This window comes from Methylobacterium sp. P1-11, from assembly GCF_008329595.1.
Classification (GTDB): domain Bacteria; phylum Pseudomonadota; class Alphaproteobacteria; order Rhizobiales; family Beijerinckiaceae; genus Methylobacterium.
Genome location: NZ_NPKS01000005.1, coordinates 57,708 through 83,294, shown reverse-complemented (window position 1 = coordinate 83,294; position 25,587 = coordinate 57,708). Strand labels below are relative to the sequence as shown.

Genomic DNA, 25,587 nt, shown 5'->3' with positions numbered 1-25,587 from the left:
GGAATTCTGCTGCGGCAGGCGAGCTGGGCTTGATCAGCCGCCGTAGCGGGCCTTGAGTAGCGCATAGGTCAGCCGCGCGGTCTGGACCTCGCCGCCCTCCGGCCGGCCGGGCTTAGTGGAGGGGTTCCAGCCGTAGAGGTCGAAATGGCCATGCGCCTTCGTGTTCGGTGCGAAGCGGCGCAGGAACAGGGCCGCGGTGATCGCGCCCGCGAACGGCCCGCCCGAGACGTTGTTGAGGTCGGCGATCTTGGAATCGAGGAGGCTCGCGTAGGGCGCGTGCAGCGGCATGCGCCAGACCGGATCGATCGCCGTCCGGCCGGCCCGCGCCACCGCTTCGGCCAGCACGTCGTCCTCGGTGAAGAAGGCCGGCAGGTCCGGCCCGAGGGCCACCCGCGCCGCGCCGGTCAGCGTCGAGAAATCGAGGATCAGGTCGGGGGATTCCGCGTCCGCGCGGGCGAGCGCGTCGGCCAGGATCAGGCGGCCCTCCGCGTCGGTGTTGCCGATCTCGACGCTGAGTCCGGCCCGGCTCGGCAGCACGTCGCCGGGGCGGAAGGCGTTGCCGGCGACCGCGTTCTCCACGGCCGGGATCAGCAGGCGCAGGCGCAGCCGGAGCCCGGCGCCCATGACCATGGCGGCGGCGGCGAGCGCCGCGGCGGCGCCGCCCATGTCCTTCTTCATCAGCAGCATCCCGGCCGACGGCTTGATGTCGAGGCCGCCGGTGTCGAACGCGACGCCCTTGCCGACCAGGGTCACGCGCGGCGCGTCCGCCGGTCCCCAGCTCAGGTCGATCAGCCGCGGCGCCCGGGGCGAGGCGACGCCCACCGCGTGGATCAGGGGGTACTCCGTGGCGAGCGCCTCGCCCTGCGTGACGGTGACGGCGGCGCCGTGACGGTCGCCGAGCGCCCGGACAGCCGCCTCGATCTCGGCAGGTCCGAGATCGTTGGCCGGCGTGTTAACGAGATCGCGGCCCATCGCCACCGCGGCGGCGATCCGCTCCACCTCGTCCGCGTCGATGCCGGTGGGCGCCGCGAGCCGGGCCTTGGTTCCGCCGCCGGACCGATAGCGGCCGAAGCGGTAGCTGCCCATCAGCCAGGCGAGCGCCGCCTCGGCGGGCTCGGGGGCGTTGTCCAGGCGGAAGACGCCCTCCGGCAGCAGGCCCGGCAGCTTGCCGACGAGCAGCCGGTCGTAGGCCGCGGCCTCCGGGTCGCCGAGGCCGAACAGCACCCGCGCGAGACTGCCGTCCGGGCCGGGCAGGAGCGCGAGGCTGCCCGCCTTCGGTTTGAAACCGGTGACCCGGGCGAAGCTGCGCTGGGTCGGCTCCAGGCTCGATTCGACCTCGGCCCAGCCGCCACTCGTGACCAGGGTCACCGGTACGGCCTGCGTCCCGCCGGGCAGGAGCCCGAGGGTCGTCGCCGGAATCTCGCCCTGGATCATGTGCCTCTCGCGTGCCGCCCGCACCGGCGGCTTAACCGCTGGTTAGGGTTAACGCTCTATCACCGGCCGGCCGGGGGCGGGAAGCACGTGCCAGCGCGTCCGGGCCAGATGCCGGCGGAGCGTACCATGATGACGGCCCTGATCCGGGTCACACGATCCCCGGCCAAAGCCGGACGCCGCGCCGCCCTGGTGGCCGCCGTCGTCGCGCTGGGGCTTGCCGGCTGCAACACCCGCTCCCCGGAGACGACCGGCTCGCTCGGCGGCGCCACTGCTGCCGCCGCGACGCCTTCGCGGCAGGACATCGACCGGCTGGCCGAGCGCTTCAACGCCGACCCCACCGACGGCCGCACGGCGATGGCCTATGCGCGCGCCCTGCGGGTCACCGATCAGATCAGCCAGGCCTCGGCGGTGCTGCAGCAGGCGGCCCTGCGCAACCCGCGCGACCGGGCCCTGCTCGGCGCCTACGGCAAGTCACTGGTCGAGGCAGGCCGGTTCCGTGAGGCGATCGACGTGCTCGCCAACGCCCATACGCCGGCCAATCCCGATTGGCGCATCCTCTCGGCGCAGGGCTCGGCCTCCGCCCAGCTCGGCGAGCAGGCCCGCGCGCAGAGCTTCTACGAGGCCGCCCTCAAGATCCGGCCGAACGAGCCCTCGCTCCTGTCCAACCTCGGCCTGTCCTACGCGCTGTCGCGCAACCTCGATCTCGCCGAGCAGACCCTGCGGCTCGCCGCCGACCAGCCCGGTGCCGACGCGCGGGTGCGGGCCAACCTCGCCCTGGTTCTCGGCCTCAAGGGCCGCTTCGCCGATGCCGAGTCCGTCCTGCGCCGGGACATGAGCCCCACGGAAGCCGCCGCCAACGTCGCCGCGCTGCGCAGGCTCGCGGCACAGCCGGACCGCTTCAAGACGCTGTCCGGCGCGGGGGCGCCGGGGCAGGGGTGACGTCACGGCTCACCGGTCCGGTGCTTCGGGGCTGAGCCGCGCCGGGAGCGGGGACGGCCGGCGACCCCGTCAGTCCGGGACGCCGCAGGCGAGCCCGGAATCCATCAACACCAACGGCGCCCGCCCTTGATGCGTCGGCGGGTCTCGATCCCGGGTTCCGCTGCGCGGCCCCGGGATGACGATGCACCGTGACGCTCGCACCCGCAGGCACGCCGACCGCCGTCGCGCATCCGCAGCCGCGACTCCGACAGGAAAACGCACCTGTCATCGCGAGCCGGTAGCGGCCAGATTCGAAAAGTTCTATATCCCTCCCTGGCTGCGCCGCGCGGCATCACGGGCGTCCAAATCGCCCCCGCGCATCGTCTCCTGCCCGGGCACTCCCGGGGCGGCGCGCGCCCGTCGGGCGCTACACAGGCCGAACACAGATCTCGTAGCGCAGGTCTTGCCTGCGCGTGTTCGACAACCCGCAGCGAGGATAGAACCAGCCGTGCCCTCACTCGACAGCTTCAAGGCCCGCCAGACGCTCGAAGCCGGCGGCAAAACCTACACCTACTATTCCATCCCCGCGGCCGAGAAGAACGGCCTCGCCTCGGCAGCCGCGCTGCCCTTCTCCATGAAGGTGATCCTGGAGAACCTGCTGCGCTACGAGGACGACCGCTCGGTCAAGAAGGCCGACATCGCGGCCGCCGTCGGCTGGCTCGACCAGAAGGGCAAGGCCGAGGTCGAGATCGCGTTCCGCCCGTCGCGCGTGCTGATGCAGGACTTCACCGGCGTCCCGGCCGTGGTCGACCTCGCCGCCATGCGCGACGCCATGGTGGCGCTGGGCGGCGACCCGCAGAAGATCAATCCGCTGGTGCCTGTGGATCTCGTCATCGACCACTCGGTGATCGTCGACGAGTTCGGCACCCCGAAGGCGCTGGCCGACAACGTCGCCCTGGAATACGAGCGCAACGGCGAGCGCTACACCTTCCTGAAGTGGGGCCAGTCGGCCTTCGACAACTTCTCGGTGGTGCCCCCGGGCACCGGCATCTGCCACCAGGTGAATCTGGAATACCTCGCCCAGACCGTCTGGACGAAGTCCGAGAACGGCTCCGACGTCGCCTATCCCGACTCGCTCGTCGGTACCGATTCGCACACCACCATGGTCAACGGCATGGCCGTGCTGGGCTGGGGCGTCGGCGGCATTGAGGCCGAGGCGGCGATGCTCGGCCAGCCGCTGTCGATGCTGATCCCCGAGGTCGTGGGCTTCAGGCTGTCGGGCAAGCTGCCCGAGGGCACCACCGCCACCGACCTCGTGCTCACCGTCACCCAGATGCTGCGCAAGAAGGGCGTGGTCGGCAAGTTCGTGGAGTTCTACGGCCCCGGCCTCGACGACATGGCGGTCGCCGACCGGGCCACGATCTCCAACATGGCCCCCGAGTACGGCGCGACCTGCGGCTTCTTCCCGGTCGACCAGAAGACCATCGACTTCCTGAAGGTCACCGGCCGCTCCGATGACCGGATCGCCCTGGTCGAGGCCTACGCGAAGGCGCAGGGCATGTGGCGCGACGCCAGCACGCCCGACCCGGTCTTCACCGACACGCTGGAACTCGACATGGGCGAGGTCCGGCCGTCGCTGGCCGGTCCGAAGCGCCCGCAGGACCGGGTGCTCCTCGACGGCGCCAAGCCGGGCTTCGCCGCCTCGATGGAGACCGAGTTCAAGAAGGCCGCCGACCTCGCGCGCCGCTACCCGGTCGAGGGCACCAACTTCGACCTCGGGCATGGCGACGTGGTGATCGCCGCGATCACGAGCTGCACCAACACGTCGAACCCGTCGGTCATGATCGGCGCAGGGCTCCTTGCCCGCAACGCCGTCGCCAGGGGCTTGCGCTCCAAGCCGTGGGTGAAGACCTCGCTCGCGCCGGGATCGCAAGTGGTCGGCGAATATCTCGAAAAATCCGGCCTGCAGGAGCCGCTGGATGCGCTCGGCTTCAACCTCGTGGGCTTCGGCTGCACCACTTGCATCGGCAATTCCGGCCCGCTGCCGGAGGCGATCTCCAAGTCGATCAACGACAACGACATCGTCGCCGCGGCCGTACTCTCGGGAAACCGCAACTTCGAGGGCCGCGTGAACCCCGACGTGCGGGCGAACTACCTCGCCTCGCCGCCGCTCGTGGTCGCCTACGCGCTCGCCGGCTCGCTCCAGATCGACATCACTACGGAGCCGCTGGGCCAGGGGTCGGACGGCAAGCCCGTCTACCTCAAGGACATCTGGCCGTCCTCGGCCGAGGTCCAGCAGTTCATCGAGGAGAACATCACCTCGGCCCTGTTCAAGTCCCGCTACGCGGACGTGTTCGGCGGCGACCAGAACTGGAAGGACGTCGAGGTCACCGAGGCCGAGACCTTCGCGTGGAACCCGGGCTCCACCTACGTGCAGAACCCGCCCTACTTCGTCGGCATGGAGAAGACCCCCAAGCCGGTCGAGGACATCGAGGGCGCGCGCATCCTCGGCCTGTTCCTCGACTCGATCACCACCGACCACATCTCGCCGGCGGGCAACATCCGCGCGGCCTCGCCGGCCGGTGAGTACCTGCAGTCGCACCAGGTGCGTGTGCAGGACTTCAACCAGTACGGTACGCGGCGCGGCAACCACGAGGTGATGATGCGGGGCACCTTCGCCAATATCCGCATCAAGAATCAGATGGTGAAGGACGCCTCCGGCGGCGTGGTCGAGGGCGGGTGGACGCATTTCCAGCCGTCCGGCGAGAAGATGTTCATCTACGACGCGGCGATGAAATATGCCGAACAGGGCACGCCGCTGGTGATCTTCGCCGGCAAGGAATACGGCACCGGCTCGTCGCGCGATTGGGCGGCGAAGGGCACGAAGCTGCTCGGCGTCCGCGCCGTGGTGGCCGAGAGCTTCGAGCGCATCCACCGTTCGAACCTCGTCGGCATGGGCGTGGTGCCGCTGGTCTTCCAGGGCGAAACGAGCTGGCAGTCGCTGGGCCTGAAGGGTGACGAGACCGTCACGATCAAGGGTCTCGCGGGCGAGCTGAAGCCGCGCCAGACGTTGACCGCGGAGATCAAGTCCGCCGACGGCTCGGTGAAGCAGGTCCCGCTGACCTGCCGGATCGATACGCTCGACGAGCTGGAATACTTCCGCAACGGCGGCATCCTGCCCTACGTGCTGCGCTCGCTCGCGGCCTGACCGGATCGGTTCGTCTCGCGAAGGAGATCGCAACCACGCCGTGATCCCGGGGCCGCGTAGCGGAGCCCGGGATCCAGGCCAGCCGACGCGTCGAGGGCTGGCACCGTCGGCGTTGACGGATTCCGGGCTCGCCTGCGGCGTCCCGGAACGGCGGCGGGGAAAATTGGTGCGGGGGTAGCCCGGACATCACGAGGCGGCGCCCAGCGGGCGCCGCCTCCTTTGTATCCTGGATCACGGCATTTCGCTTGCGCGCAACCTTGTTTTGCGCGCGGGTCGCCCCATAACCCGGCTCCTGAAGCCAGGATGGGATCCCGATGAAGCACCTCAGCAAGACCCTCGCCGCCGCCAGCCTGACAGCCCTGCTGTCGAGCGCGGCCCTCGCCGCGCAGGTCGAGCGCGTCCGCGGCACCATCGACAAGGCCGAGGGCGGCACGCTCACGATCAAGACCGACGACGGCAAGACCGAGACGGTGGATGTCGGCGGCGCCAAGTTCGCCTGGGTGGTGCCGTCGAGCCTCGACGCGATCAAGGACGGCGTCTTCATCGGCACCGCCACCAAGGGCGAGAGCCCGATGACCGCGCTGGAGGTCGTGCTCTTCCCCGAATCGATGCGCGGTACCGGCGAGGGCCATTACGGCTGGGACTCGATCACCGACCGCACGGCGGGCGCCGGCGCCAAGGTGAAGAGCGCCATGACCAACGGCACGGTGAAGGCCGAAGCGTCGAACGCCCCGAAGGTGAAGAGCGCGATGACCAACGGCACCGTGAAGGCCGACAAGGCGGCCGCCGGCGGCGAGCGCACCCTGACGGTGAGCTACGGGACGGAGGGATCCAAGGAGATCGTGGTGCCGTCCTCGGCGCCGATCGTCGCCTTCGAACCCGCCGACAAGGCGATCCTGACGCCCGGCTCCAAGGTCTTCGCCGTAGTCGCCAAGGATGGTGCCAAAGCGGACGGCAAGCTCGTTGCTGTCGGCAAGGACGGCCTGACTCCGCCGATGTGAGACCAGCTGCCGGGCAGGGGGCCGGCTTGCCCGGCGCCCTGCATCCGCGTCGCGGAAACCGCTCAGCCTTTCAGGATGACGCGGCGGATCCGTTCGCGGATCGCACCGGACGGCCGCGGCACGCAGAATATGCATACAGCCGGCGTCGGACCGGATTAAAATCGTGATCTCAGCGTATCGCGCGCTGGCACCCTGCACACAAATCGCGCATCTTCCGCCGCCGAGCGGCCCGCGAACGAGGCTGCCGCGGAGGAGTCCATCATGGGTGCTGGAGTGGCGGGCGCGATCGCGCCTGAGCGGACACCGGGTCTGTTGTCACGCGAACGGATCGTCGCGAAGCCAGGCTTCAACCGCTGGCTGGTGCCGCCGGCGGCTTTGGCGATCCATCTTTGCATCGGGATGGCCTACGGCCTGTCGGTGTTCTGGCTGCCGCTGACCCGGGCGCTCTCCGTGGGCAAGCCGGCTCCCGCCGCCTGTCCCGACATGGGCGTGATGACGGCCCTGTTCACCACTACCTGCGATTGGCGTGTCAGCGACCTCGTCACGGTATTCTCGATCGGCATCGTCGTGCTCGGCCTGTCAGCCGCCTTGTTCGGAGGCTGGCTGGAGCGCGCAGGCCCGCGCAAGGCCGGCATCGTGGCCGCCCTGTGCTGGGGGGGCGGCTTTCTGATCGGCGCCTTCGGCGTCTACATTCACCAGCTCTGGCTGGTCTGGCTCGGCATGGGCCTGATCGGCGGCGTCGGGCTCGGCCTCGGCTACATCTCGCCGGTCTCGACGCTGATCAAGTGGTTCCCGGATCGCCGCGGCATGGCCACCGGCATGGCGATCATGGGCTTCGGCGGCGGCGCGATGATCGGCTCGCCGCTGGCCGACGGCATGATCAAATCCTTCCGGGGGCCCGATTCCGTCGGCGTCTGGCAGACGCTCGCCGTGATGGGCGTCGGCTACCTGATCTTCATGCTGGGCGGCGCCTTCGGATATCGCGTGCCGCCGGCGGGCTGGCGCCCGGACGGCTGGACGACCCCGAGCGCCAAGAGCGCCATGATCGCCTCGGGGCACGTCCACCTGCGCGACGCGCACAAGACCTTCCAGTTCTGGATGATCTGGCTCGTCCTGTTCCTCAACGTGTCCGCCGGCATCGGCGTGCTGGCCCTGGCCTCGCCGATGCTCCAGGAGATCTTCGGCGGCGAGCTGATCGGTCTGCCGGGCACCGGCTTCTCCGCCTTGGATGCCGGCCAGAAGGCGCAGGTCGCGGCCATCGCGGCCGGCTTCGTCGGCCTCCTCTCCCTGTTCAACATCCTGGGTCGGTTCTTCTGGGCCTCCATGTCGGACCGGATCGGGCGGAAGGGCACCTACGCGATCTTCTTCGCCCTGGGCGGCCTGCTCTACGCGGCGGCGCCCTGGGCCGCCGGCATCGGCTCGCAGGCTTTGTTCGTCGCCATCTTCTGCGTGATCCTGTCGATGTATGGCGGCGGCTTCGCGACGGTGCCGGCCTACCTCGCCGACGTGTTCGGCACGCAGTTCGTGGGTGCGATCCACGGGCGGTTGCTGACCGCGTGGTCGATGGCCGGCATCGTCGGGCCCTTCGTCATCACCAAGATCCGCGAGGCGCAGGTCGCCGCCGGCGTGCAGGGGGCCGATCTCTACGGCCGGACCATGTACGTGCTCGCGAGCTTCCTGGCGGTCGGGTTCCTCTGCAACCTGCTGGTGCGGCCGCTGGCGCAAAGCTGGTTCATGTCCGATTCCGAGCGGGCCTCCCTGGACGTCCGCTCGGGTGCCACGGCCTCCGGCCCGTCCGGCTCTTTCGGCATCGGCCGCGGCGGCTTCAGCCTCGGCGCCGCCCTGGCCTGGGCGGTGGTCGGCATCCCGATCGTCTGGGGTATCGGCATCACCCTGTCGAAGGCGTTCATCCTGTTCCGCTGAGCGGGCGCGCTCGGTTGTGGCGGGCACGGCGGGTCGCTAGGTTCCGGGCGCCTCGCCCTGCCGGGATGCCTTCGTCGTGATCGACAAGCTGGACTTCCTGCTCGCGCTCGCCCGCGAGCAGCATTTCGGGCACGCCGCCGAAGCCTGCGGCGTGACCCAGCAGACCCTCTCGGCCGGCGTGAAGCAGCTGGAGAACCGCTTCGGCGTGCAGCTCGTGCTGCGCGGCTCCCGCTTCCAGGGCTTCACCCCCGAGGGCGAGCGGGTCCTCGAATGGGCGCGGCGCATCGTGGCCGATGCTCGAGCCATGCACGAGGAGGTCACTGGCCTGCGCCGGGGCCTGACCGGCCACCTGCGCATCGCCGCCATCCCCACGGCGCTGCCGATGATCGTGAACCTCACGACGCCCTACCGCGAGCGGCACCCGGACGTGCGGCTCACGGTCGAATCCGCTACCTCAGCCGACATCTTCTCGCTGATCGAGAATTTGGAGGCGGATGCCGGCCTGACCTACCTCGACAACGAGCCCCTCGGACGGGTGATCTCCGTACCGCTCTACCGGGAGCGCTACCGCCTCGTGACGGCAATCGGCGGCCCCTTCGATCATCGGGAAAGCGTCACCTGGGCCGAGACGGGCAGTCTGCCGCTCTGCCTGCTGACGCCGAACATGCAGAATCGGCGGATCATCGACCAGCAGATCCGGGAAGCCGGTGCGGACCCTGCCGCGACCCTCGAGTCCAACTCGATGATCGTGCTGCTGACCCATGTGCGCACCCTGCGCTGGGCCTCGATCATGCCCGAGATCCTGGTCGATGCGCTGGGCTCCATGGAGGGCGTGCGCACCATCCCGATCACCGCGCCGGACTTGGAGCACACGATCGGCCTCGTCGCTCCAAGACGGGAGCCGTCCACCCCGATGGTGACCGCCCTCGTGGCCATCGCGCGGTCGCTGGCGCGCACGCTCGATCCGGACCTCGCGGCATCGACGCCCATCTGACGGGCGCGACCGGAATGTCTCCGTTCGCAAAGACAGTGACGGCCCATGAAAAAGCCGCCCCGTCTCCGGAGCGGCTTCACAGGTTGGCAATTGAGCCGCGATGCGGCCCGCCCGCCTTACTTGATCTTGGTTTCCTTGAACTCGACGTGCTTGCGCGCGACCGGGTCGTACTTGCGCATCGTCAGCTTCTCGGTCTGCGTGCGGGAGTTCTTCTTGGTGACGTAGAAGTAGCCCGTGTCGGCGGTGGAGACGAGCTTGATCTTGACGGTGACTGCCTTGGCCATGGCGCGGCGCTCCTGCAGGGTGCGGCATTCCGCGTGAGCGAAACGCAAATGGCCGGGAGAACCCGGCCGAATACGGGCGGGTGAATGCCCGATCGGGCCCGGCAGGTCAAGAGCGCGGGACCGATCGCTCCATCGCGGCGAGCCATCCGACGAAGGCCAGGAACAGGGCGAGCAGCGCCAGGGCGAAGCCGTGCGGCGGCGCGAGGTCGAGCCCGCCGCCGATCAGCGGCGGCCCCAGCATCAGCCCGACATTGTAGAGCACCACAAAGGCCGCGTTGGCGCCCGCGAGATCATTCGGCGGCGTGCGGTCGCCCAGCATTGCGAGGCCGACCGTATAGAGTGTGCCGGTGATGCCGCCCCAGATGAGGAGGAGCAGGCCGAACGCCATCGGGGTGCCGGCCGCGAGCGGGATCAGGGCCGAGCCCGCAGCGCCCGCGAGCCCTGCGCCAAGCAGCACCACGAACCGGTCGAGGCGGTCGGCGAGCCAGCCGAACGGGATCTGGAACAGCACGTTGCCCAGCGCGATTAGGCTGACGAGGCCGGCCGCGCCCTGCGCGTCGTAGCCGAGGCGCAGGCCGTAGAGGGGCAGGATGGCGAAGATGCCGGTCTCCACCGCCCCGTAGGCCAGGGCCGCCGCCAGTGCGCCGGGGGCGAGCCGGACGTAGCCGAGTATGCCGCGGCCAGAGCCCGTCTCGATGGTCGGCGACAGCCCGCGGGCCAGCATGATCGGCAAGCCGCCGGCCAGCATCAGGACCGCCCCCGTCGCGTAGGGCGCCGGCCCCTCGGTCCCGACCAGCGCCAGCAGAAGCGGCCCGACCGCGAAACCCGCCGCCAGGACGGTGGCATAGATGCCCATCACCAGACCGCGCCGTTCGGGCGGAGCGGCGGCGTTGATCCAGTACTCGGACAGGACGAACAGCGCCCCGAGCGTCATCGAGAAGACGAAGCGCAGGGGAAACCACAGGGCGATGCCCGGCAGGAGCGGGAACAGCGCGAGGCTGATTGCGCCGACGAGGATCGCCAAGCCGAGCAGCGGGGCGACGCCGATCCGCGCCGCGAGCCGCGGCACGAACGGTACCGTGCAGATGCTGGCGATGCCTGCCACCGCGGTGTTGACACCGATCAGCGTGCTCGACGCGCCGCGTCGCTCCAGCTCTATCGACAGAAGCGGGATCGACAGGCTCAGCCCGATGCCGACCACGGTGACGCAGGTCACGGCCGCCGCGATGGCTGCCACATCCTCTGCGCTGATTCCGTTCGGCGCGTCCTGTCCCAGCTTCTCCTTGTGGCTCACAAGGCCACCCGCTCGCGGCGTCCGTAGCGTTCGTAGTGGAAGGGGATCATCCGGTGCGGGGCGAAGCCAGCGGCGATCTGCGCCTCCAGGTCGTCCAGGATGGCGCGGGTTATGTATGGCAGGTCGAGCTTGCGCGCGGCGTCGAGCCGGACCCAGGCCAGTTCGGTGAACTCGGCGTCGGCGGCGATGCGCCCCGGCTCCTCGGCCGCCACCATCCGGCGGTCGATGGCGAAGAAGCGCGTATCGAAGCGGCGCACGCGCTTGGGCGGCGTGATCGCCCGGGCGACGAGGTGCAGCGCCTCGAGATCCGGCAGCACACCGTGCCGGGCGAAGCCCTCCCATCCCGCCGGGACGCCCTCGGGGGCGCCGTGCTCGCTCGTACCGAGGAGCAAGCCGGTCTCCTCGTAGGTTTCGCGGATCGCGGCGAGCGCCAGCGCCCGGCCGAGATGGTGCGGCGGCCGGGTGACCTGCCGCGTCAGCGCCGCCTCCGCGTAGTCGGGAAGAGCCCCGGCCACCGGCATGTGGCGGTCGCCGAGTTCGATCCGGCCACCCGGGAAGACGAACTTGCCCGGCATGAAGGCGAGGTTCGGGTTGCGCCGGCCCATCAGGACCTTCGGGCCGCCACGCCCGCGCCGGTCGATCACGATCAGGGTCGCGGCATCCCGCGGCCGCAGACGCGCCGTCGCGGACTTGCGTTCAGGAGCTGTGGCGATCTGGGGCTCCTGCTGCGGCAGCGGCAAGGCGTGTCTCCTCCGGTCCCGGGGCGGGGCGGCTCCGCGGTAGCGTGGCGAAGCCGTGCATGCCAAGCGCGTATTGCAGCCCGACGACAGCGCCCTTCACGGGCTGGAGCAGAACCAGTGCGAACAGGAGCGTGAAGACCGGCCAGACGCCCATCTCGACCCAGAGGGGAACCTCGTAGGCGCTCTCGGTCTCCAGGATCAAATAACCGACGATGTGGGCAACGATGAAGATCACCACGTAGGGCGGCAGATCGTCGGCGCGGTGGTGGTGCAGCTCCAGGCCGCACGCGCCGCATTCCGGTCGCACCTTGAGGAAGCGGCTGAAGATCCGGCCCTGACCGCAATGCGGGCAGCGGCCGATGAAGCCCCTTGCCATGGCGGGAATGAGGCGTGTGCGCTCGGGAATCGCGTCGGCGGCCATGCGCTGGCTGTACACCGCCCGGCTCAGCGGCGCGAGCCGCGGTGGCGCGACCCGGTGTTGCGGATGCCGACAGGGCGTCCGGGCGGCGCGGCCTTGAAGGGACGTCCGCCCGGCTTCTTGCCCGGCCCGGCATTTCGGGCGCCGGAACGGGTCCGTCCCTCGCTAAGCAGCTCGAAGCGCAGCGCGCCCGCTACCGGCGCAGCCTCGACGAGGCGCACCTCGACCCGGTCGCCGAGGCGGAACGTCTCGCCGGTCCGCTCGCCCACCAGGGCGTGGCGGCCCTCCTCGTGGCGGAAGTAGTCGGCCCCGAGCTGCGACACCGGAACGAAGCCATCCGCGCCGGTCTCGTCGAGCTTGATGAACAGCCCGGCCCGGGTCACGCCGGCGATCTGGCCCTCGAAGGTCGCCCCGATCCGGTCGGCGAGGTGGTGGGCGATCAGCCGGTCGATCGTCTCGCGCTCGGCCGCCATGGCGCGGCGCTCGGCCGCCGAGATCTGCTCGCCGACCTGCGCCAGCTCGCCGAGTGACACCTCGTTGGCGAGCCCGTCGTCGCCGAGCTTGCAGGCGGTGATCAGCGCCCGGTGGACGATCAGGTCGGCGTAGCGGCGGATCGGCGACGTGAAGTGCGCGTAGCGGCGCAGGTTCAGGCCGAAATGCCCGAGATTCTCGGCGGCGTAGACGGCCTGGGCCTGACTGCGCAGGATCACCTCGCTGAGGAAGACTCCGTGCTCGGTCTCGGCGGCCTGAGCCAGGATCCGGTTGAACAGGGCAGGGCGCAGCGCGCCTTCCTTCGGCAGCTTGATGCCGACCGAGGCCAGCACCTCGCCGAGCGCCCGCACCTTCTCCAGGGCCGGCTCGTCGTGCACCCGGTAGATCAGGGGCTGGCGCGCCTGTTCCAGGGTCTCGGCGGCGGCGACGTTCGCCTGGATCATGAACTCCTCGATCAGCCGGTGCGCATCGAGGCGCTGCGGCACGATCACCCGGTCGACCGCACCCTCCGGGCTGAGGAGGATCTTGCGCTCGGGCAGGTCGAGGGCCAGCGGCCCGCGCCGGTCGCGCGCCGCGCGCAGGGCCGCGTAGGCGGCCCAGAGGGGGCGCAGCGCCGTCTCCAGAAGCGGCTCCGTCGCGGCGTCCGGCTGGCCGTCGATGGCCGCTTGCGCCTGGGCGTAGGCGAGCTTGGCACGGGAGCGCATCATCACCCGGTGGAAGCCGTGGCGGCGCTTCTCGCCGTCCGCGGCGATGATCATCCGGACCGCGAGCGCCGGCCGGTCCTCGCCCTCGCGGAGCGAGCAGAGGTCGTTCGAGATCCGCTCCGGCAGCATCGGCACGACGCGGTCGGGGAAGTAGACCGAGTTGCCCCGCTCCAGCGCCTCGCGGTCGAGGCTCGACCCCGCCCGCACGTAGGCGGCGACGTCGGCGATGGCGACGGTGACGATGAAGCCGCCAGGATTGGCCGGATCGGGATCGGCCTCGGCCATGACGGCATCGTCGTGGTCCTTGGCGTCGGGCGGGTCGATGGTCAGGAGAGGCCGGTCCCGCCAATCCTCCCGGCCCTGCAGGCTCGCCGGCTCGGCGGAATCGGCCTCCGCCAGGGTCGCGTCCGCGAAGACGTGCGGGATGTTGTGCAGGTGCAGGGCGATCAGGCTCACCGCCTTCTCGGAGCTCAGCGAGCCCAGGCGTTCCCGGACGCGGCCCCGCGGCAGACCGAACCGCGTCTCCCGTTCCAGGGAGACGCTGACGAGGTCGCCGTCGCGGGCCTGACCCTCCTCGCCGGGCGGGATCAGAATCTCGCGGCCCTGGGAGCGCTTCTCCACCGGCACGATCCGGCCGCCCTGCGCGCCGGCCCGGTAGACGCCGATGATCTCCGCGCGATTCTTGCCGATGACCTTGATGACCCGGCCGGTATAGCCGCCCTCGGCGTCGCGCTCGATGCGCACCAAGGCGCGGTCGCCGATGCCCGCCGCCGGGCGGTTGCCCTTGCGCGGGCCGCGGGGCTGCGTCAGCGCGATGGAGGGCGGCTTGCCCGCGCCGGTCCACTCCACCGGGACGGCCAGGAAATCGCCGTGCCGGTCCCGGGAGCGGATGTCGGCCAGAACGACCGGCGGCAGATGCCCGGCGGGAGCGAGTCCGCCGCGCCCGCGATCGAGGGCGCCGTCCTCCTGGATCTCCTTGAGGATGCGTTTCAGGTCGATCTTGGCGGCGCCCTTGATGCCGAAGGCCTGGGCGATCTCGCGCTTGCCGACGCGCTCCTTCGACTCGGCGACGAAGGCCAGGATCTGCTCACGGGTGGGAAAGGGCAGAGGAGCGGCAGGCTCGGCTGCCGGGGCGGTGCTGCGTCGTGCCAAAAGGTGAATGCCAGACAGTTCTTCGGACGGTACGCCCGCGCGCGGGCGTAGAATCGAGGCTTCGATCCTGTCGTCCCAAGATGGGTGTCCCAGCCCCCTGCGGCAACGCCGTGCCGTCCGTCCTCAACAGGCACGTCAGCCCGTGGAGGCGATCTTCCGGATGTGGTCTACCGCCGCGTCCACGTCGAAGCCGGGTGCCAGGATCTCCGCGAGGGTGAACGGGCAGGCGCGCGGCAGGGTCAGATTCACCTGCCCTTCCTGCGGCGCCAGCTCGGGGGTCTCCGCATCGCGGATTGCCAGCGTCCAGGCACCGTCCATGCGCAGGCTCGAAGGGTCCGGCGGATCGGCCGCAAGCGGCGCGAGCCTGCCGCGCGCGGCCTCCCGGCATGCGAGACTTCGACTATCGTTCGAAATCAGGGCTGCCTTGATCAGCTCGGCCAGGGCGCTCCTGACCTGTTCCACACTCGCGTTCATGCGCACCCATTCCTTGCGGTACCCTCGGCAGGGCAAGCGCGATGCCAGACGTGTGGCGGCTCGGCGGAGTGGAACCGCCGATCTTTCCTCGCGCTCCGCCGGGTGTAGAAGGCACGGATGATCCCGGTCCTGACCCGCCACACCGAGGCTGTGCCGCTCTATGCCGCGGCCTGCGCCGAGTTGCGCCTGCGCGGCTTCGAGGGCGACCTGACGCTCTCGGACGCCGACCGTACGGTCTTCGCCACCGACAATTCGATCTACCAGGTGGAACCGGGGGCCGTGGTCTTCCCCCGCAGCCGCGAAGATCTCGTCCGCATAGCCAAGCTCCTCGAGGACCCGCGCTTCTGCGAGATCGTGATCCGCCCGCGGGGCGGGGCGACCGGCACCAACGGCCAGTCGCTCGGCCACGGCCTCGTGGTTGACACGTCCCGGCATATGAACCGCATCCTAGAGATTGACGTCGCCAGCCGTACGGTCCGTGTCGAACCGGGGGTGGTGAAGGACCAGCTCAACCGGGAACTCGCCAAGCACGGCCTGTTCTTCGCGCCCGAACTCTCGACCTCGAACCGCGCCACCCTCGGCGGCATGATCTCCACCGATGCCTGCGGGCAGGGCTCGTGCCTCTACGGCAAGACGCGGGACCATGTCCTGGCTCTGACCTGCGTGCTCACCGACGGCACGATCTGGACCGCCGAGCCCCTGGATGAGAGCGGCCTGGCAGCCGCCAAGGGGCGCAATGACCGCGTCGGCGAGATCCACCGCATCGTCGACGCCGTCGTCACCGAGAACGCGGCGCTCATCGCCGAACGCTTTCCTAAGCTCAACCGCTGCCTTACCGGCTACGATCTCGCCCATCTGCGCGATGCATCGGGACGGTTCGACCTCAAGAGCGTGATCTGCGGCTCCGAAGGCACGCTGGCGCTGATCGCCGAGGCGCGGCTCAACGTGTTGCCGATCCCGAAGGCCGCGGTGCTTGTCGCGCTCTCTTACATCGATTTCGACGCGGCGCTCCGCGACGCGCAGGCACTGCTGCCGTTCGGCGCCGCCTCGGTGGAGACGATCGATTCCACGGTCCTGGCGCTGGCCCGCAAGGATCCGATCTGGGCCGAGGTGCGGGCCTTCTTCCCCGACGATCCGGCCGGGCGGCCAGTGGACGGCATCAACCTCGTGGAGTTTGTCGGCGACGATGCCGCGACCGTGGAGGCGGCCCTCGCGCGGCTCACCGGGATGCTGGAGGCCGAGCGCGGCACCGACACGAAGCGTCTCGGCTTCACCATTGCCCGGGGCGATGCGATCGAGCGGCTCTGGACCATGCGCAAGAAGGCGGTGGGGCTCCTCGGCGCCGCCAAGGGCGATGCGCGCCCGATCCCGTTCGTGGAGGATACGGCAGTCCCTCCGGAGCGGCTCGCCGATTTCATCACGGAGTTCCGCGCGCTCCTCGACGGCAAGGGGCTGCGCTACGGCATGTTCGGCCACGTCGATGCCGGCGTGCTGCACGTCCGGCCGGCCATCGACCTGAAGGACCCGGCCCAGAACGCCCTGATCCGCGAGGTCACGGAGGGGGTGGTCGCCCTGACCGCCAAATATGGCGGGCTGCTCTGGGGCGAGCACGGCAAGGGCTTCCGATCGGAATTCGTGCCGGAGACGTTCGGGCCGCTGATGCCGGCGCTGGAGGCGATCAAGCGCGCCTTCGACCCGGGCGACCGGATGAACCCGGGCAAGATCGCCTCGGCCAAGGGCGCTGGCCTGACCCGGATCGACGGCGTGCCGCGCCGGGGCGAGCGGGACCGCACCATCCCGGCGCCGGTCCGGCAGGATTTCGACGCGGCGCTCCACTGCAACGGCAACGGCGCGTGCTTCAGCTTCGACGCGGACGAGGCCATGTGCCCGTCCTGGAAGGTGACGCGCGAGCGGCGCCACTCTCCCAAGGGCCGCGCCTCACTGATGCGCGAGTGGCTGCGCCGCGCGGCAGAGGCCGGAATCGACCCGGCCGCCGAGCTGGCGCGGCAGCGCGCCGGATGGCTGCGCGACGTGGCGGCGACCCTGCGGAGCGGCCTCCGTGGTCGAGCCGAGGATGACGACTTCTCCCATGCCGTCAAGGAGGCGATGGATGGCTGCCTCGCCTGCAAGTCCTGCACGGGGTCCTGCCCGATCAAGGTCGACGTGCCGACCTTCCGGGCCAAGTTCCTGGCGCTCTATCACACCCGCTACGCGCGGCCGCTGAAGGACCATCTCGTGGCGGCGCTGGAGCCGCTGCTGCCGCTGGCGGCGCGGGCGCCGCGCCTGAGCAACGCGATTCTCACCAATCCGCTGACTCGGCTGATCCTGACCCGGGCCGGGCTAGTGGCGCTTCCGACCCTGGCACACGTCGATCTCAAGGCACGTCTGGCGGATCTCGGCGTCTCTGTCGCATCCCACGAGGCGCTCGCCCGGTTGGATTCGCGCGAGCGCGAGACTGCGATTCTTGTGGTCCAAGACGCCTTCACCAGCCATTTCGACGCGGAGGTCGTGGCCGACAGCTGCGCGCTGCTGATCGCCCTTGGCTTCAAGCCCTGGCTGTTGCCCTACCGGCCAAACGGCAAGCCGCTGCATGTGCACGGCTTCCTGGCGCGCTTCGCTGCCGTCGCCCGATCCAACGCCACGATGCTGCGGGATTTCGCCCGGCACGGCGTGCCGCTCGTTGGGATCGATCCGTCGATGACGCTGACCTACCGGTCCGAGTACGCGCAGGCGCTGGGGGGCGATCTCCCGAAGGTCCACCTTCTACAGGAATGGCTGGCGACCCGGCTCGACCGGATCGCGCCGCGACAGGGCGGTGGGATGATGCGGCTGCTGCCCCACTGCACCGAGCGCACCAACGCGCCGGGCGCGGTGCGGGACTGGCAGGCCGTGTTCGCCCATCTCGGCCTGCGGCTCGAGGTGCCGGCCGCCGGCTGCTGCGGCATGGCGGGGACCTACGGGCACGAGGCGCGCCACCGCGCCTCCTCCGAGGCGATCTACGGTCTGAGCTGGGCGCGTCACGTTGCGGAGGCTCCCGGTTGTACCCTCCTGGCGGACGGCTATTCCTGTCGGTCGCAGGCCAAGCTCGTCGACGGCGTTCGGCTGCGACATCCGGCCCAGGCGCTCCTCGATCATGTCCGCGCAGGTATCCCCGGGGCGGCCCCGTTCCATCCCGAGCGCGCTGCGGCTGCGGCGCGATGAGGGCGCCGTGATGCAGGTCGCTGTCGTGGGGGCCGGCGCAGTCGGCAGCTATTACGGTTTCCTTCTGGCCCAGGCTGGGCATTCGGTAACGCTGATCGGGCGCCCCGCTCTGGTCGAGGCGGTCAACTCGGGCGGTCTGGTGCTCGAGAGCGGGGATGGGACGGCCTCTGTCCCGGTGCGGGCAACGACTGCGGGCGACGGCGTCTCCGGCGCCGATCTCGTGCTGGTCTGCGTGAAGTCGGGGGACACCGAAGCGGCGGGTGTGATGATCGCACGCCATCTCGATCCTGCCGCGACGATCCTCAGCCTCCAGAATGGCGTCGACAACGCCGACCGGCTCGCCGCCGTGCTGGCGCGGCCGGTCGTGCCGGTGGCGGTCTACGTCGCCACCGCGATGGCGGGTCCGGGCCGCGTCCGGCACAATGGGCGGGGCGACCTGATCCTCGGCGCGTCGGAGACGAGCGACCGGCTCGCCGCCGCGTTCATGGCCGCAGGCATCCGGGCTACCGTGTCGGCGCGTGCCGTCGACGCGCTCTGGGCGAAGCTGATCATGAACTGCGCCTACAATGCGCTCTCGGCCCTGACGCAGATGCCCTACGGCCGTCTGGTCCAGGCCGAGGGGGTGGTCGCGGCCATTACGGACGTGGTTCAGGAATCCGTCGCCGTCGCGGGGGCCGCCAGTGTGTCGGTGCCCGCCGACATCCTCGACCGCGTGCTGGAACTCGGCGTCACCATGGCCGGGCAGCGCTCGTCCACCGCCCAGGACCTCGCCCGCGGCCGGCCCAGCGAGATCGATCACCTCAACGGCTACGTGGTGCGCAAGGGCGCGGCACTCGGCATCCCGACGCCGGCGAACCGGTTGCTGCACACGCTGGTCAAGCTCGCCGAGCAGAAGGGCTGAGCCTGTCCGCTCCACGCGCCCCGTCATTCCGTGCTGCGCCGGATTGCCTCGCTTCGCACGGACGGACGACGGATCCGGTTGCGATCTGCTGTCAGGTCCGCGCGGCCGCGTTGGCCTTGCGGGTCGCGGCCGCCTTCTTGGCGGAGGCTGAGCGCTCCGCGGCCGTTCGTCCGGCCGACGCCCTACCGCCGGTCTCGCCCCCCTTGTGGGCAGCCGGATGGCCACTGGCCTTGCCTCGTCCCGACCCGCCCGGCTTCTTGCCGCCCCCATCGTCCTTGTTCACGGTGGCCCAGGCCCGGGCCTCCGCTTCCTTCTCCGGCACGCCGCGGGATTCATAAGACTCGGCGATGTGCTCGGCCTTGCGCTTCTGCTTGTCGGTGTATTTGGACTTCTCGCCCTGGGACATGGTCCGGCTCCCGAAGCTCAGCCCACCCCGGTCGGACCGTCGAGGATGGCGCGCACGCGGCGAACCAGCTCCGTGCGCCGGTAGGGCTTGTTGAGGAGATCAAACTCCGAGCCGCCAATATCGGTTCGCTCCAGGCTCGCCTCCGCGTAGCCCGTTGCGAGTAGGACCTTGAGCTTGGGTTGGCGGCGCCGGGCCTCGCGGGCCAGAAGCACCCCGTTCATGCCCCCCGGCATGATCAGGTCGGTGAAGAGCAGATCGACCTTCTCGCTCGAATCCAGGATCTCAAGCGCCTCGCGAGCATTGCAAGCCACCAGCGTCGTGTAGCCGAAGTCCCGCAGGATCGTGCGGGCAAGCTCGGCCACGTCTTCCCGGTCGTCGACGATGAGGATCGTCTCGGTGCCTTGGCGGTCAACGGATCGCAGCGAGACCTTCGCGGGAGCGTTGACGTCGCCGTCGGTCGCCGGAAACGAGAGACGTACGGTCGTGCCCGCGCCCACGGTCGACTCGATCTGTGCCGCGCCTCCAGATTGCTTGGCGAAGCCGTAGACCATCGACAGGCCGAGGCCCGTGCCCTTGCCCTCTTCCTTGGTGGTGAAGAACGGGTCCATCACCCGGGCGAGCACGGCCGGCGGAATGCCGGTGCCCGTGTCCTTGATGGCGATGCTGACGTAGCGGCCGTCGCGCAGTGGGCCGATCTCCCGGCCGCGCGAGGCGATCTCGCTGTTCTCGGTGGAGATCCGAACGGTGCCGCCCTCCGGCATCGCGTCGCGGGCGTTGATGAGCACGTTCAGAATCGCGACCTCGGCCTGGGTCGGGTCGACCCGGCAGTTCCAGAGGTCCTCCGCAAGATCGAGTTCGACCTTCACGGCCTCGCCCACGGAGCGGGCGACCATCTCGCCCATCCCCTCGATCAAGGTGTTGAGGTTGACCGCACGCCCGTCCAGCCGCTGCTTGCGGGCGAAGGCCAGCAATTGCTGTGTCAGCGTCGTCGCGCGATCGGCGGCCTGCCGGATATTCTCGGTGGCGCGGCCGAGCCGGGCGCGGTCGGCGTCGGGCTTCTCCAGGCCGGCCGCAAGGATGTCGACGTAGCCGACGATCACCTGAAGCAAGTTGTTGAAATCGTGCGCGATGCCGCCGGTGAGCTGGCCCAGCGCCTCCATCTTCTGGGCCTGACCCAGAGCCTCCTCGGCATCGCGGCGGCGCGAGACGTCGAGCTGCGAGCCGAAATAATACACGAGTTCGCCGTCGGCATTGTAGACCGGTGAGACGAACAGGGCGTTCCAGAAGGTCGAACCGTTCTTGCGGTAGTTCAGGATCTCGGTGGCGAATTCGCGCTTCTCGGCAAGCGCCGCGCGGACCTGCGCGACGCTCTCGAGGTCGGTATCGGGACCCTGGAGGAAGCGGCAGTTGCGCCCGATCAGCTCTTCCGGCGTGTAGCCGGTCATCGCCAGGAACGCCCGGTTGGCGAAGATAATCGGGTTGTCGGGTTGTCGCGGATCAGTGACGATCATCGGCATCCGCGTCGTCTCCACGGCCGCGAAGAAGATGTCGCTCTTGCGGTCGGTGAGGTCGCTCGGGGCGCCGTCCCGGATCGGGGGACTTGGTCCGGAGGGCGGGGTTTCTGGCGTCTCAGACATGCGAGGCGGTTGTCACCCTCCAGGCCGGGAAATCACTCTGCGCGTGGCCGATCACGAAGCGGGTGAGCGAGATTAGCGGCCGCGCGGCCGATGTCGACGGTGTGTCCCCAGCGGTCCTGCGTTGGCGTCTCATGCTGCGGCCGGCTGTGCGGCGTCGGTACGCATGCCCACGGGTGCCGGTACGAGCCGGGTCGGCGCGGATTCGCGACAGGCGCCCAACACGGCCGACAGAGCCTCGTTCAGCGACGTGACCAGGAAATCCGCCGATGTCGCCCGGCGCAGCCGCTCCAGGGTCGCCGGATCGCGCTCGCGCCAGAAGCCCACCAGGATGCGGATTCCCGGCACCGCGGCGCGGGCCTGCCGGACGGTGAACCGGATCTGCGACAGGCTCACCGGCTCCAGATAAGAGAAGCAGATCAACGCGAGGCCCTCAGGGTTCTCAGGCCGCTCCCCGGCGCGGATCGCCGCCATGGACAGGATCTGCGAGGCCAGCCCGTGGCGCGCGAGGATCTGGCTTAGCATCAGCGTCGCCGCCTCGTCGAAGGGACCGCGGCTCGACACGCACAGGACCGGCGTCTCGCCGCGCCAGTTGGGCGCGAGGTCCTCGCGCTCGATGACGATGCCGGCCACCTGCCGGTCGGGACCGATGGCGGCCAGTGCCGCTGCGGTCTCGGTGTCGGGGCCACGGCCGGATCCGCGCCGCGACCGCCGCGCGACCGGGGCGGTCCCGAGGCGGTCCACCACCGTGCGGATCGCCGCGCCGACCTCCTCCTGCCGCTCCCGGTCGAGGGTGCCGCGCGACAGATCCTCCTGTGCCAGCAACAGACCGGCGAGGGCGACTTCGTCGTAGTACGTGACGAGGGCGCGTTCCTTGAGGAATTGCCAGCCCTGGTCGATCGCCTCGACGGGATCGCCGGCCAGCATGCGCTGGTAGAAGATTTCCGGTGGCGACAGGGCGGGCTGATCGCCCAGCAGCACGTCGAGATACCAGAGGCGTTCCACGTGCCGGCCGAGCACCACGAGGCAGACGGTGAGTGGCGTGGCCAGAACGAGGCCGATCGGCCCCCACAGGAACGTCCAGATCGTCGCCGCCAGGATGACGGCGACCGGCGAGAGGCCGGTGGAATGGCCGTAGAGCAGCGGTTCGATCACGTGGCCGCAGATCGGCTCCACAACCAGGAACAGCGCCGCCGTGGCGATCACCATGCTCCAGCCGGGGTCGACGGCGGCGGCGAGGATCAGCGGCAGGAGCGCGCTGATCGCCGCACCGATGTAAGGCACGAACCGCAGAATCGCCGCGAGAACGCCGAACAGGGTCGGGCTCGGGACGCCGATCACCCAGAGTCCGAGGCCGATAACGAGGCCGAAGGCGATGTTGAGGGCGAGCTGCGCCAGGAAGAACCGGCTGAGCCGACTCGTGGCGTCATCGATCGCCGCTGTGGTGCGGCGCAGGTCGCCCGAGCCGCCGGCGAGCCGGATCGCCCGGTTCCGCAGATCCTCGCGCTGGAGCAGTATGAAGATCGTGAAGATCAGGATCAGGCCCGTCGTGGCGAGCGGGTGCAGGATCGGGCCCACGACGGTCTGAAGCGTGTCGACGACGCTGGCGCGGGCCGGTGTCAATTCGACGGTGAGGGGATGCGTGCGCGATCCCGGCTCGCCGCGGACCTCTGCGGCAGGTGGCGGCTGCAGCGTGGCGCTGAGGTCCTGCACCATGTCGACGATCCGCGACAGCGTGCCGGTCCCGGCCGTCGCCCCGCGCAAGTCCTTGATCTTGGTCCGCATCACCTGGGTGTAGCGCGGCAGGTCGGAGGCGAGCTGGGACGCCTCGCTGGCGATCAGGCTGCCGATGCCGAACAGGGCACCGAAGACGATCACCACCACGAGGAGCACCGCCGGCGCGCGCGGCACGCGCAGCCGCCGGAGCATCCGGACTGCCGGTACCAGCACGAAGCTCAAGAGGATCGCGAGCGTCACCGGCACGAGGATCTCGCGCCCGAGATAAAGCGCCGCCATCGTAGCGACGACGAGCAGGATCGAGGCCAACGCCACGAAGACCGGCAGGCCCTGCCGCAGGCGCTGGGCAGTGACGGGATCCTCGCTCACGGACACGCTCCACTCACATCAGGTCTCGGGCCGCGTTTGGCGCGTCTGCAGTTGCGTCAGATCGCCTGTGCGGTCTCGCCCAGGGCCGCGCTGATCTGGCTGAGCAGCTTCGAGAAATCGACGGGCTTCGGATGATAATCGTCGCAGCCTGCCTGGATCGCCTTGTCGCGGTCGCCCGACATGGCGTGGGCGGTGAGCGCAATGATCGGGATCGCCCTCGTGTCGGAGCCCGATTTCAGCGTCCGGGCGACCGACCAGCCGTCGAGGATCGGCAGATTCATATCGAGGAGGATGACGTCGGGCTGACCCGAGCGGGCCTGGTGGACGCCGGCCTCTCCGTCATGAGCCAGGATCACCTCGTAGCCGCGTCGCTTGAGGCGGCGCGAGAGGAAGTCCCAAATCTCTTCATGGTCCTCGACCAGCAGAATCTTCGCCATCAGAATTCGAACCCCCGGCTTGCGGCGTGCCGGACGGAAGCCCAACGCGCGGCAACGCACAATCGCCCAACGCTCCTGCCGCGATTCCGGTCCCGGGAGAAGTGGCGCATGGTTCGCGGTTGACCGGACCTTCGGCCGGTAAGAGCGTGTGCGCGCCGGAAACGACAATCCTCGAACGCGGCAGGGCTGCAAAAATGGCTGACATTGAGTTCTATCATTCGCCCAATACCCGATCGTCGGGTGTGCGCGTGCTGCTCGAGGAGCTCGGCGTCCCCTACCGGCTGCACGCGCTCAACATGCGCGCCGGCGAGCACCTCCAGGACGCCTATCGCGCGATCAACCCGATGGCAAAGGTGCCGGCGATCCGCCACGGCGAGGCCCTGGTGACCGAACAGGCGGCCGTCTACCTCTACCTTGCCGACCTGTTCCCCGAGGCCGGGCTTGCACCGGCGCTGACTGAGCCTGCCAGGGCCGCCTACCTGCGCTGGATGGTGTTCTATGGCTCCTGCTTCGAGCCAGCGGTGATCGACCGGCACCTGAAGCGGGAGCCGGGACCGCGCGCCTTATCGGCCTATGCCGATTACGACAGCGTCATCGCCCGTGTAACCGAAGCGCTGACGCCGGGGCCGTATCTGCTCGGCGCGCGCTTCAGCGCCGCCGACATCCTGTGGGGCGGCGCCCTCGGCTGGACGACGGGCTTCGGCCTCGTCGAGCCCACGCCTGTCCTGACAGCCTATGTGGAGCGCATCCGGTCCCGTCCGGCCTCCCGGAAGGTGGCGGCTGAGGACGCACAGCTCGCGGAAGCACACCAAGCGGCCGCATCGGGCTGAGTCCGGCCGGACTCTTGCTGGGCTCGATCCGGGAGCCTGCACCCGCGCGGCCGGCGTCCCGCCGCCGGCGGCGCGCGCCGGACGGCCCCATCGCGCGCCTGGAACCCGTCAGCCCATGCGCCTGATCGCTCCTCTTCTCGCCGCGCTCCTTCTCGGTGCCCCCGCCGGGTCCGCCGAACTCACCGGAACCCTCAAGAAGATCCAGGACAGCAACAGGCTGGTCCTCGGCGTGCGCGACACTGCGCCCCCATTCAGCTACCTGGATCAGAACCAGAAGGTCGTAGGCTTCGCGGTCGACATCTGCCTGAAGATCGCCGACGCCGTGAAGCGCGAGCTCAAGAGGCCCGGGCTCGACGTCGCGATGGAGTTCGTCAATTCCTCGTCGCGGATCCCGCTCATCACCAACGGGACCGTCGACCTCGAATGTGGCACGACGACCAACAACGCCGACCGCAAGAAGCAGGTGGACTTCACCAACACCCACTTCCTAACGGCGACCCGTTTCGTTTCGCGGAAGGATCAGCACATCTCCAGCCTGGACGATCTGCGCGGCAAGATGGTCTCCTCGGTGGCCGGTTCGACCAACATCCTGATGCTGATCAAGGCCAACAACGAGCGCAAGCTCGGCATCACGGTGATCGCCGCCAAGGACGTTCCGGAGGGGTTCCTGCTCGTCGAGACCGGCCGCGCGGCGGCGTTCGTGATGGACGATGTGCAGCTCAGCGTCGTGGCCGCCCAATCCAAGGACCCGGCCGCCTACGTCGTCAGTCAGGAGACGATGTCGAACCCGGAGCCCTACGGGATCATGCTGCGTCGGGACGATGCGGCCTTCAAGGCGGTGGTAGACCAAGCGACCGCCGAACTCTACCGGAGCCCCGAGATCGTGACGCTCTACGATCGCTGGTTCCTGAAGCCGGTGCCGCCGCGCGGCCTGACCTACAACGTGCCGCTGTCCTCGGCTCTACGCTGGACTTTCGCGCATCCGACCGACAGTCCGGATCCGGCGTTCTACGCACACTGATCTGTCGCGCCGCGG

General features: G+C 69.7%; 20 protein-coding genes. 9 read left to right on the top strand and 11 right to left on the bottom strand.

The window, feature by feature from the left end; all coding sequences use genetic code 11:
• Positions 1 to 33: 33 nt before the first annotated feature.
• A complete protein-coding gene (locus CIW48_RS06965; protein ID WP_149310160.1) occupies positions 34 to 1,434 on the bottom strand; it encodes a leucyl aminopeptidase family protein in 1,401 nt (466 codons plus the stop codon).
• 126 nt (positions 1,435 to 1,560) lie between these two features.
• Here CIW48_RS06965 and CIW48_RS06960 point away from each other — a divergent pair, with 126 nt between their 5' ends.
• From CIW48_RS06960 to CIW48_RS06940, 5 genes are all read left to right on the top strand, one after another.
• Positions 1,561 to 2,373, top strand: a complete 813-nt coding sequence (locus CIW48_RS06960; RefSeq protein WP_149310159.1) for a hypothetical protein — start codon at positions 1,561 to 1,563, stop codon at positions 2,371 to 2,373.
• A 487-nt stretch (positions 2,374 to 2,860) separates the two neighbouring features.
• The gene (gene acnA / locus CIW48_RS06955; protein WP_149310158.1) at positions 2,861 to 5,560 is read left to right on the top strand and encodes an aconitate hydratase AcnA; all 2,700 of its coding nucleotides are present in this window, start codon (positions 2,861 to 2,863) and stop codon (positions 5,558 to 5,560) included.
• 314 nt (positions 5,561 to 5,874) lie between these two features.
• A complete protein-coding gene (locus CIW48_RS06950; protein WP_149310157.1) occupies positions 5,875 to 6,561 on the top strand; it encodes a metal ABC transporter permease in 687 nt (228 codons plus the stop codon).
• A 261-nt stretch (positions 6,562 to 6,822) separates the two neighbouring features.
• Positions 6,823 to 8,484 carry an OFA family MFS transporter gene (locus tag CIW48_RS06945; protein ID WP_149310156.1) on the top strand — a complete coding sequence of 554 codons (1,662 nt, stop codon included), beginning with the start codon at positions 6,823 to 6,825 and terminating at the stop codon, positions 8,482 to 8,484.
• Positions 8,485 to 8,560: 76 nt separating this feature from the next.
• Positions 8,561 to 9,478, top strand: a complete 918-nt coding sequence (locus CIW48_RS06940) for a LysR family transcriptional regulator (RefSeq protein WP_149310155.1) — start codon at positions 8,561 to 8,563, stop codon at positions 9,476 to 9,478.
• Between the two features lie 116 nt (positions 9,479 to 9,594).
• Here the strand turns inward: CIW48_RS06940 and rpmG are convergent, their stop codons facing one another.
• The 6 genes from rpmG to CIW48_RS06910 form a co-directional block, all read right to left on the bottom strand.
• Positions 9,595 to 9,762, bottom strand: a complete 168-nt coding sequence (gene rpmG / locus CIW48_RS06935; RefSeq protein ID WP_012320513.1) for a 50S ribosomal protein L33 — start codon at positions 9,760 to 9,762, stop codon at positions 9,595 to 9,597.
• Positions 9,763 to 9,868: 106 nt separating this feature from the next.
• The gene (locus tag CIW48_RS06930; RefSeq protein ID WP_173009208.1) at positions 9,869 to 10,999 is read right to left on the bottom strand and encodes an MFS transporter; all 1,131 of its coding nucleotides are present in this window, start codon (positions 10,997 to 10,999) and stop codon (positions 9,869 to 9,871) included.
• Positions 11,000 to 11,052: 53 nt separating this feature from the next.
• A complete protein-coding gene (locus CIW48_RS06925; protein WP_149310154.1) occupies positions 11,053 to 11,796 on the bottom strand; it encodes an NUDIX domain-containing protein in 744 nt (247 codons plus the stop codon).
• Entirely contained in the window at positions 11,753 to 12,217 is a 465-nt protein-coding gene (locus CIW48_RS06920; protein WP_149310305.1) for a DUF983 domain-containing protein, read from the bottom strand. The genes CIW48_RS06925 and CIW48_RS06920 overlap by 44 nt, the downstream gene beginning before the upstream one ends.
• Before the next feature lie 23 nt (positions 12,218 to 12,240).
• Complete coding sequence (rnr, locus tag CIW48_RS06915) at positions 12,241 to 14,562, bottom strand: ribonuclease R (RefSeq protein WP_149310153.1); 2,322 nt, start codon at positions 14,560 to 14,562, stop codon at positions 12,241 to 12,243.
• Between the two features lie 135 nt (positions 14,563 to 14,697).
• Positions 14,698 to 15,036: a hypothetical protein gene (locus CIW48_RS06910; protein WP_149310152.1), complete on the bottom strand. Its 339-nt coding sequence runs from the start codon at positions 15,034 to 15,036 to the stop codon at positions 14,698 to 14,700.
• A gap of 117 nt (positions 15,037 to 15,153) precedes the next feature.
• Here CIW48_RS06910 and CIW48_RS06905 point away from each other — a divergent pair, with 117 nt between their 5' ends.
• Positions 15,154 to 18,237 carry an FAD-binding and (Fe-S)-binding domain-containing protein gene (locus tag CIW48_RS06905; RefSeq protein ID WP_149310151.1) on the top strand — a complete coding sequence of 1,028 codons (3,084 nt, stop codon included), beginning with the start codon at positions 15,154 to 15,156 and terminating at the stop codon, positions 18,235 to 18,237.
• 10 nt (positions 18,238 to 18,247) lie between these two features.
• Positions 18,248 to 19,138, top strand: coding sequence for a ketopantoate reductase family protein (locus CIW48_RS06900; RefSeq protein ID WP_149310304.1), 891 nt, complete (start codon positions 18,248 to 18,250; stop codon positions 19,136 to 19,138).
• A gap of 91 nt (positions 19,139 to 19,229) precedes the next feature.
• Here the strand turns inward: CIW48_RS06900 and CIW48_RS06895 are convergent, their stop codons facing one another.
• The 4 genes from CIW48_RS06895 to CIW48_RS06880 form a co-directional block, all read right to left on the bottom strand.
• Positions 19,230 to 19,544 carry a plasmid stabilization protein gene (locus tag CIW48_RS06895; protein WP_149310150.1) on the bottom strand — a complete coding sequence of 105 codons (315 nt, stop codon included), beginning with the start codon at positions 19,542 to 19,544 and terminating at the stop codon, positions 19,230 to 19,232.
• Positions 19,545 to 19,561: 17 nt separating this feature from the next.
• Entirely contained in the window at positions 19,562 to 21,181 is a 1,620-nt protein-coding gene (locus CIW48_RS06890; protein ID WP_149310149.1) for a hybrid sensor histidine kinase/response regulator, read from the bottom strand.
• A 129-nt stretch (positions 21,182 to 21,310) separates the two neighbouring features.
• Positions 21,311 to 23,284 carry an AI-2E family transporter gene (locus CIW48_RS06885; RefSeq protein WP_149310148.1) on the bottom strand — a complete coding sequence of 658 codons (1,974 nt, stop codon included), beginning with the start codon at positions 23,282 to 23,284 and terminating at the stop codon, positions 21,311 to 21,313.
• Between the two features lie 56 nt (positions 23,285 to 23,340).
• Entirely contained in the window at positions 23,341 to 23,721 is a 381-nt protein-coding gene (locus tag CIW48_RS06880) for a response regulator (RefSeq protein ID WP_091778464.1), read from the bottom strand.
• Positions 23,722 to 23,915: 194 nt separating this feature from the next.
• Here CIW48_RS06880 and CIW48_RS06875 point away from each other — a divergent pair, with 194 nt between their 5' ends.
• Both CIW48_RS06875 and CIW48_RS06870 read left to right on the top strand, forming a co-directional pair.
• A complete protein-coding gene (locus tag CIW48_RS06875) occupies positions 23,916 to 24,551 on the top strand; it encodes a glutathione S-transferase family protein (RefSeq protein WP_149310303.1) in 636 nt (211 codons plus the stop codon).
• 115 nt (positions 24,552 to 24,666) lie between these two features.
• On the top strand, positions 24,667 to 25,572 hold the full coding sequence (locus CIW48_RS06870) for an amino acid ABC transporter substrate-binding protein (protein ID WP_149310147.1): 906 nt from the start codon (positions 24,667 to 24,669) through the stop codon (positions 25,570 to 25,572).
• Positions 25,573 to 25,587: the final 15 nt, after the last annotated feature.

Excerpts from the sequence above, each read along its gene's own strand:
- rpmG (WP_012320513.1), bottom strand. The coding sequence starts at position 9,762 with ATGGCCAAGGCAGTCACCGTCAAGATCAAGCTCGTCTCCACCGCCGAC.
- CIW48_RS06895 (WP_149310150.1), bottom strand. The coding sequence starts at position 19,544 with ATGTCCCAGGGCGAGAAGTCCAAATACACCGACAAGCAGAAGCGCAAG.
- CIW48_RS06875 (WP_149310303.1), top strand. The coding sequence starts at position 23,916 with ATGGCTGACATTGAGTTCTATCATTCGCCCAATACCCGATCGTCGGGT.
- CIW48_RS06920 (WP_149310305.1), bottom strand. The coding sequence starts at position 12,217 with ATGGCCGCCGACGCGATTCCCGAGCGCACACGCCTCATTCCCGCCATG.
- CIW48_RS06945 (WP_149310156.1), top strand. The coding sequence starts at position 6,823 with ATGGGTGCTGGAGTGGCGGGCGCGATCGCGCCTGAGCGGACACCGGGT.
- CIW48_RS06900 (WP_149310304.1), top strand. The coding sequence starts at position 18,248 with ATGCAGGTCGCTGTCGTGGGGGCCGGCGCAGTCGGCAGCTATTACGGT.
- CIW48_RS06880 (WP_091778464.1), bottom strand. The coding sequence starts at position 23,721 with ATGGCGAAGATTCTGCTGGTCGAGGACCATGAAGAGATTTGGGACTTC.
- CIW48_RS06870 (WP_149310147.1), top strand. The coding sequence starts at position 24,667 with ATGCGCCTGATCGCTCCTCTTCTCGCCGCGCTCCTTCTCGGTGCCCCC.
- CIW48_RS06910 (WP_149310152.1), bottom strand. The coding sequence starts at position 15,036 with ATGAACGCGAGTGTGGAACAGGTCAGGAGCGCCCTGGCCGAGCTGATC.
- CIW48_RS06960 (WP_149310159.1), top strand. The coding sequence starts at position 1,561 with ATGATGACGGCCCTGATCCGGGTCACACGATCCCCGGCCAAAGCCGGA.
- CIW48_RS06950 (WP_149310157.1), top strand. The coding sequence starts at position 5,875 with ATGAAGCACCTCAGCAAGACCCTCGCCGCCGCCAGCCTGACAGCCCTG.
- CIW48_RS06905 (WP_149310151.1), top strand. The coding sequence starts at position 15,154 with ATGATCCCGGTCCTGACCCGCCACACCGAGGCTGTGCCGCTCTATGCC.
- CIW48_RS06890 (WP_149310149.1), bottom strand. The coding sequence starts at position 21,181 with ATGTCTGAGACGCCAGAAACCCCGCCCTCCGGACCAAGTCCCCCGATC.
- CIW48_RS06965 (WP_149310160.1), bottom strand. The coding sequence starts at position 1,434 with ATGATCCAGGGCGAGATTCCGGCGACGACCCTCGGGCTCCTGCCCGGC.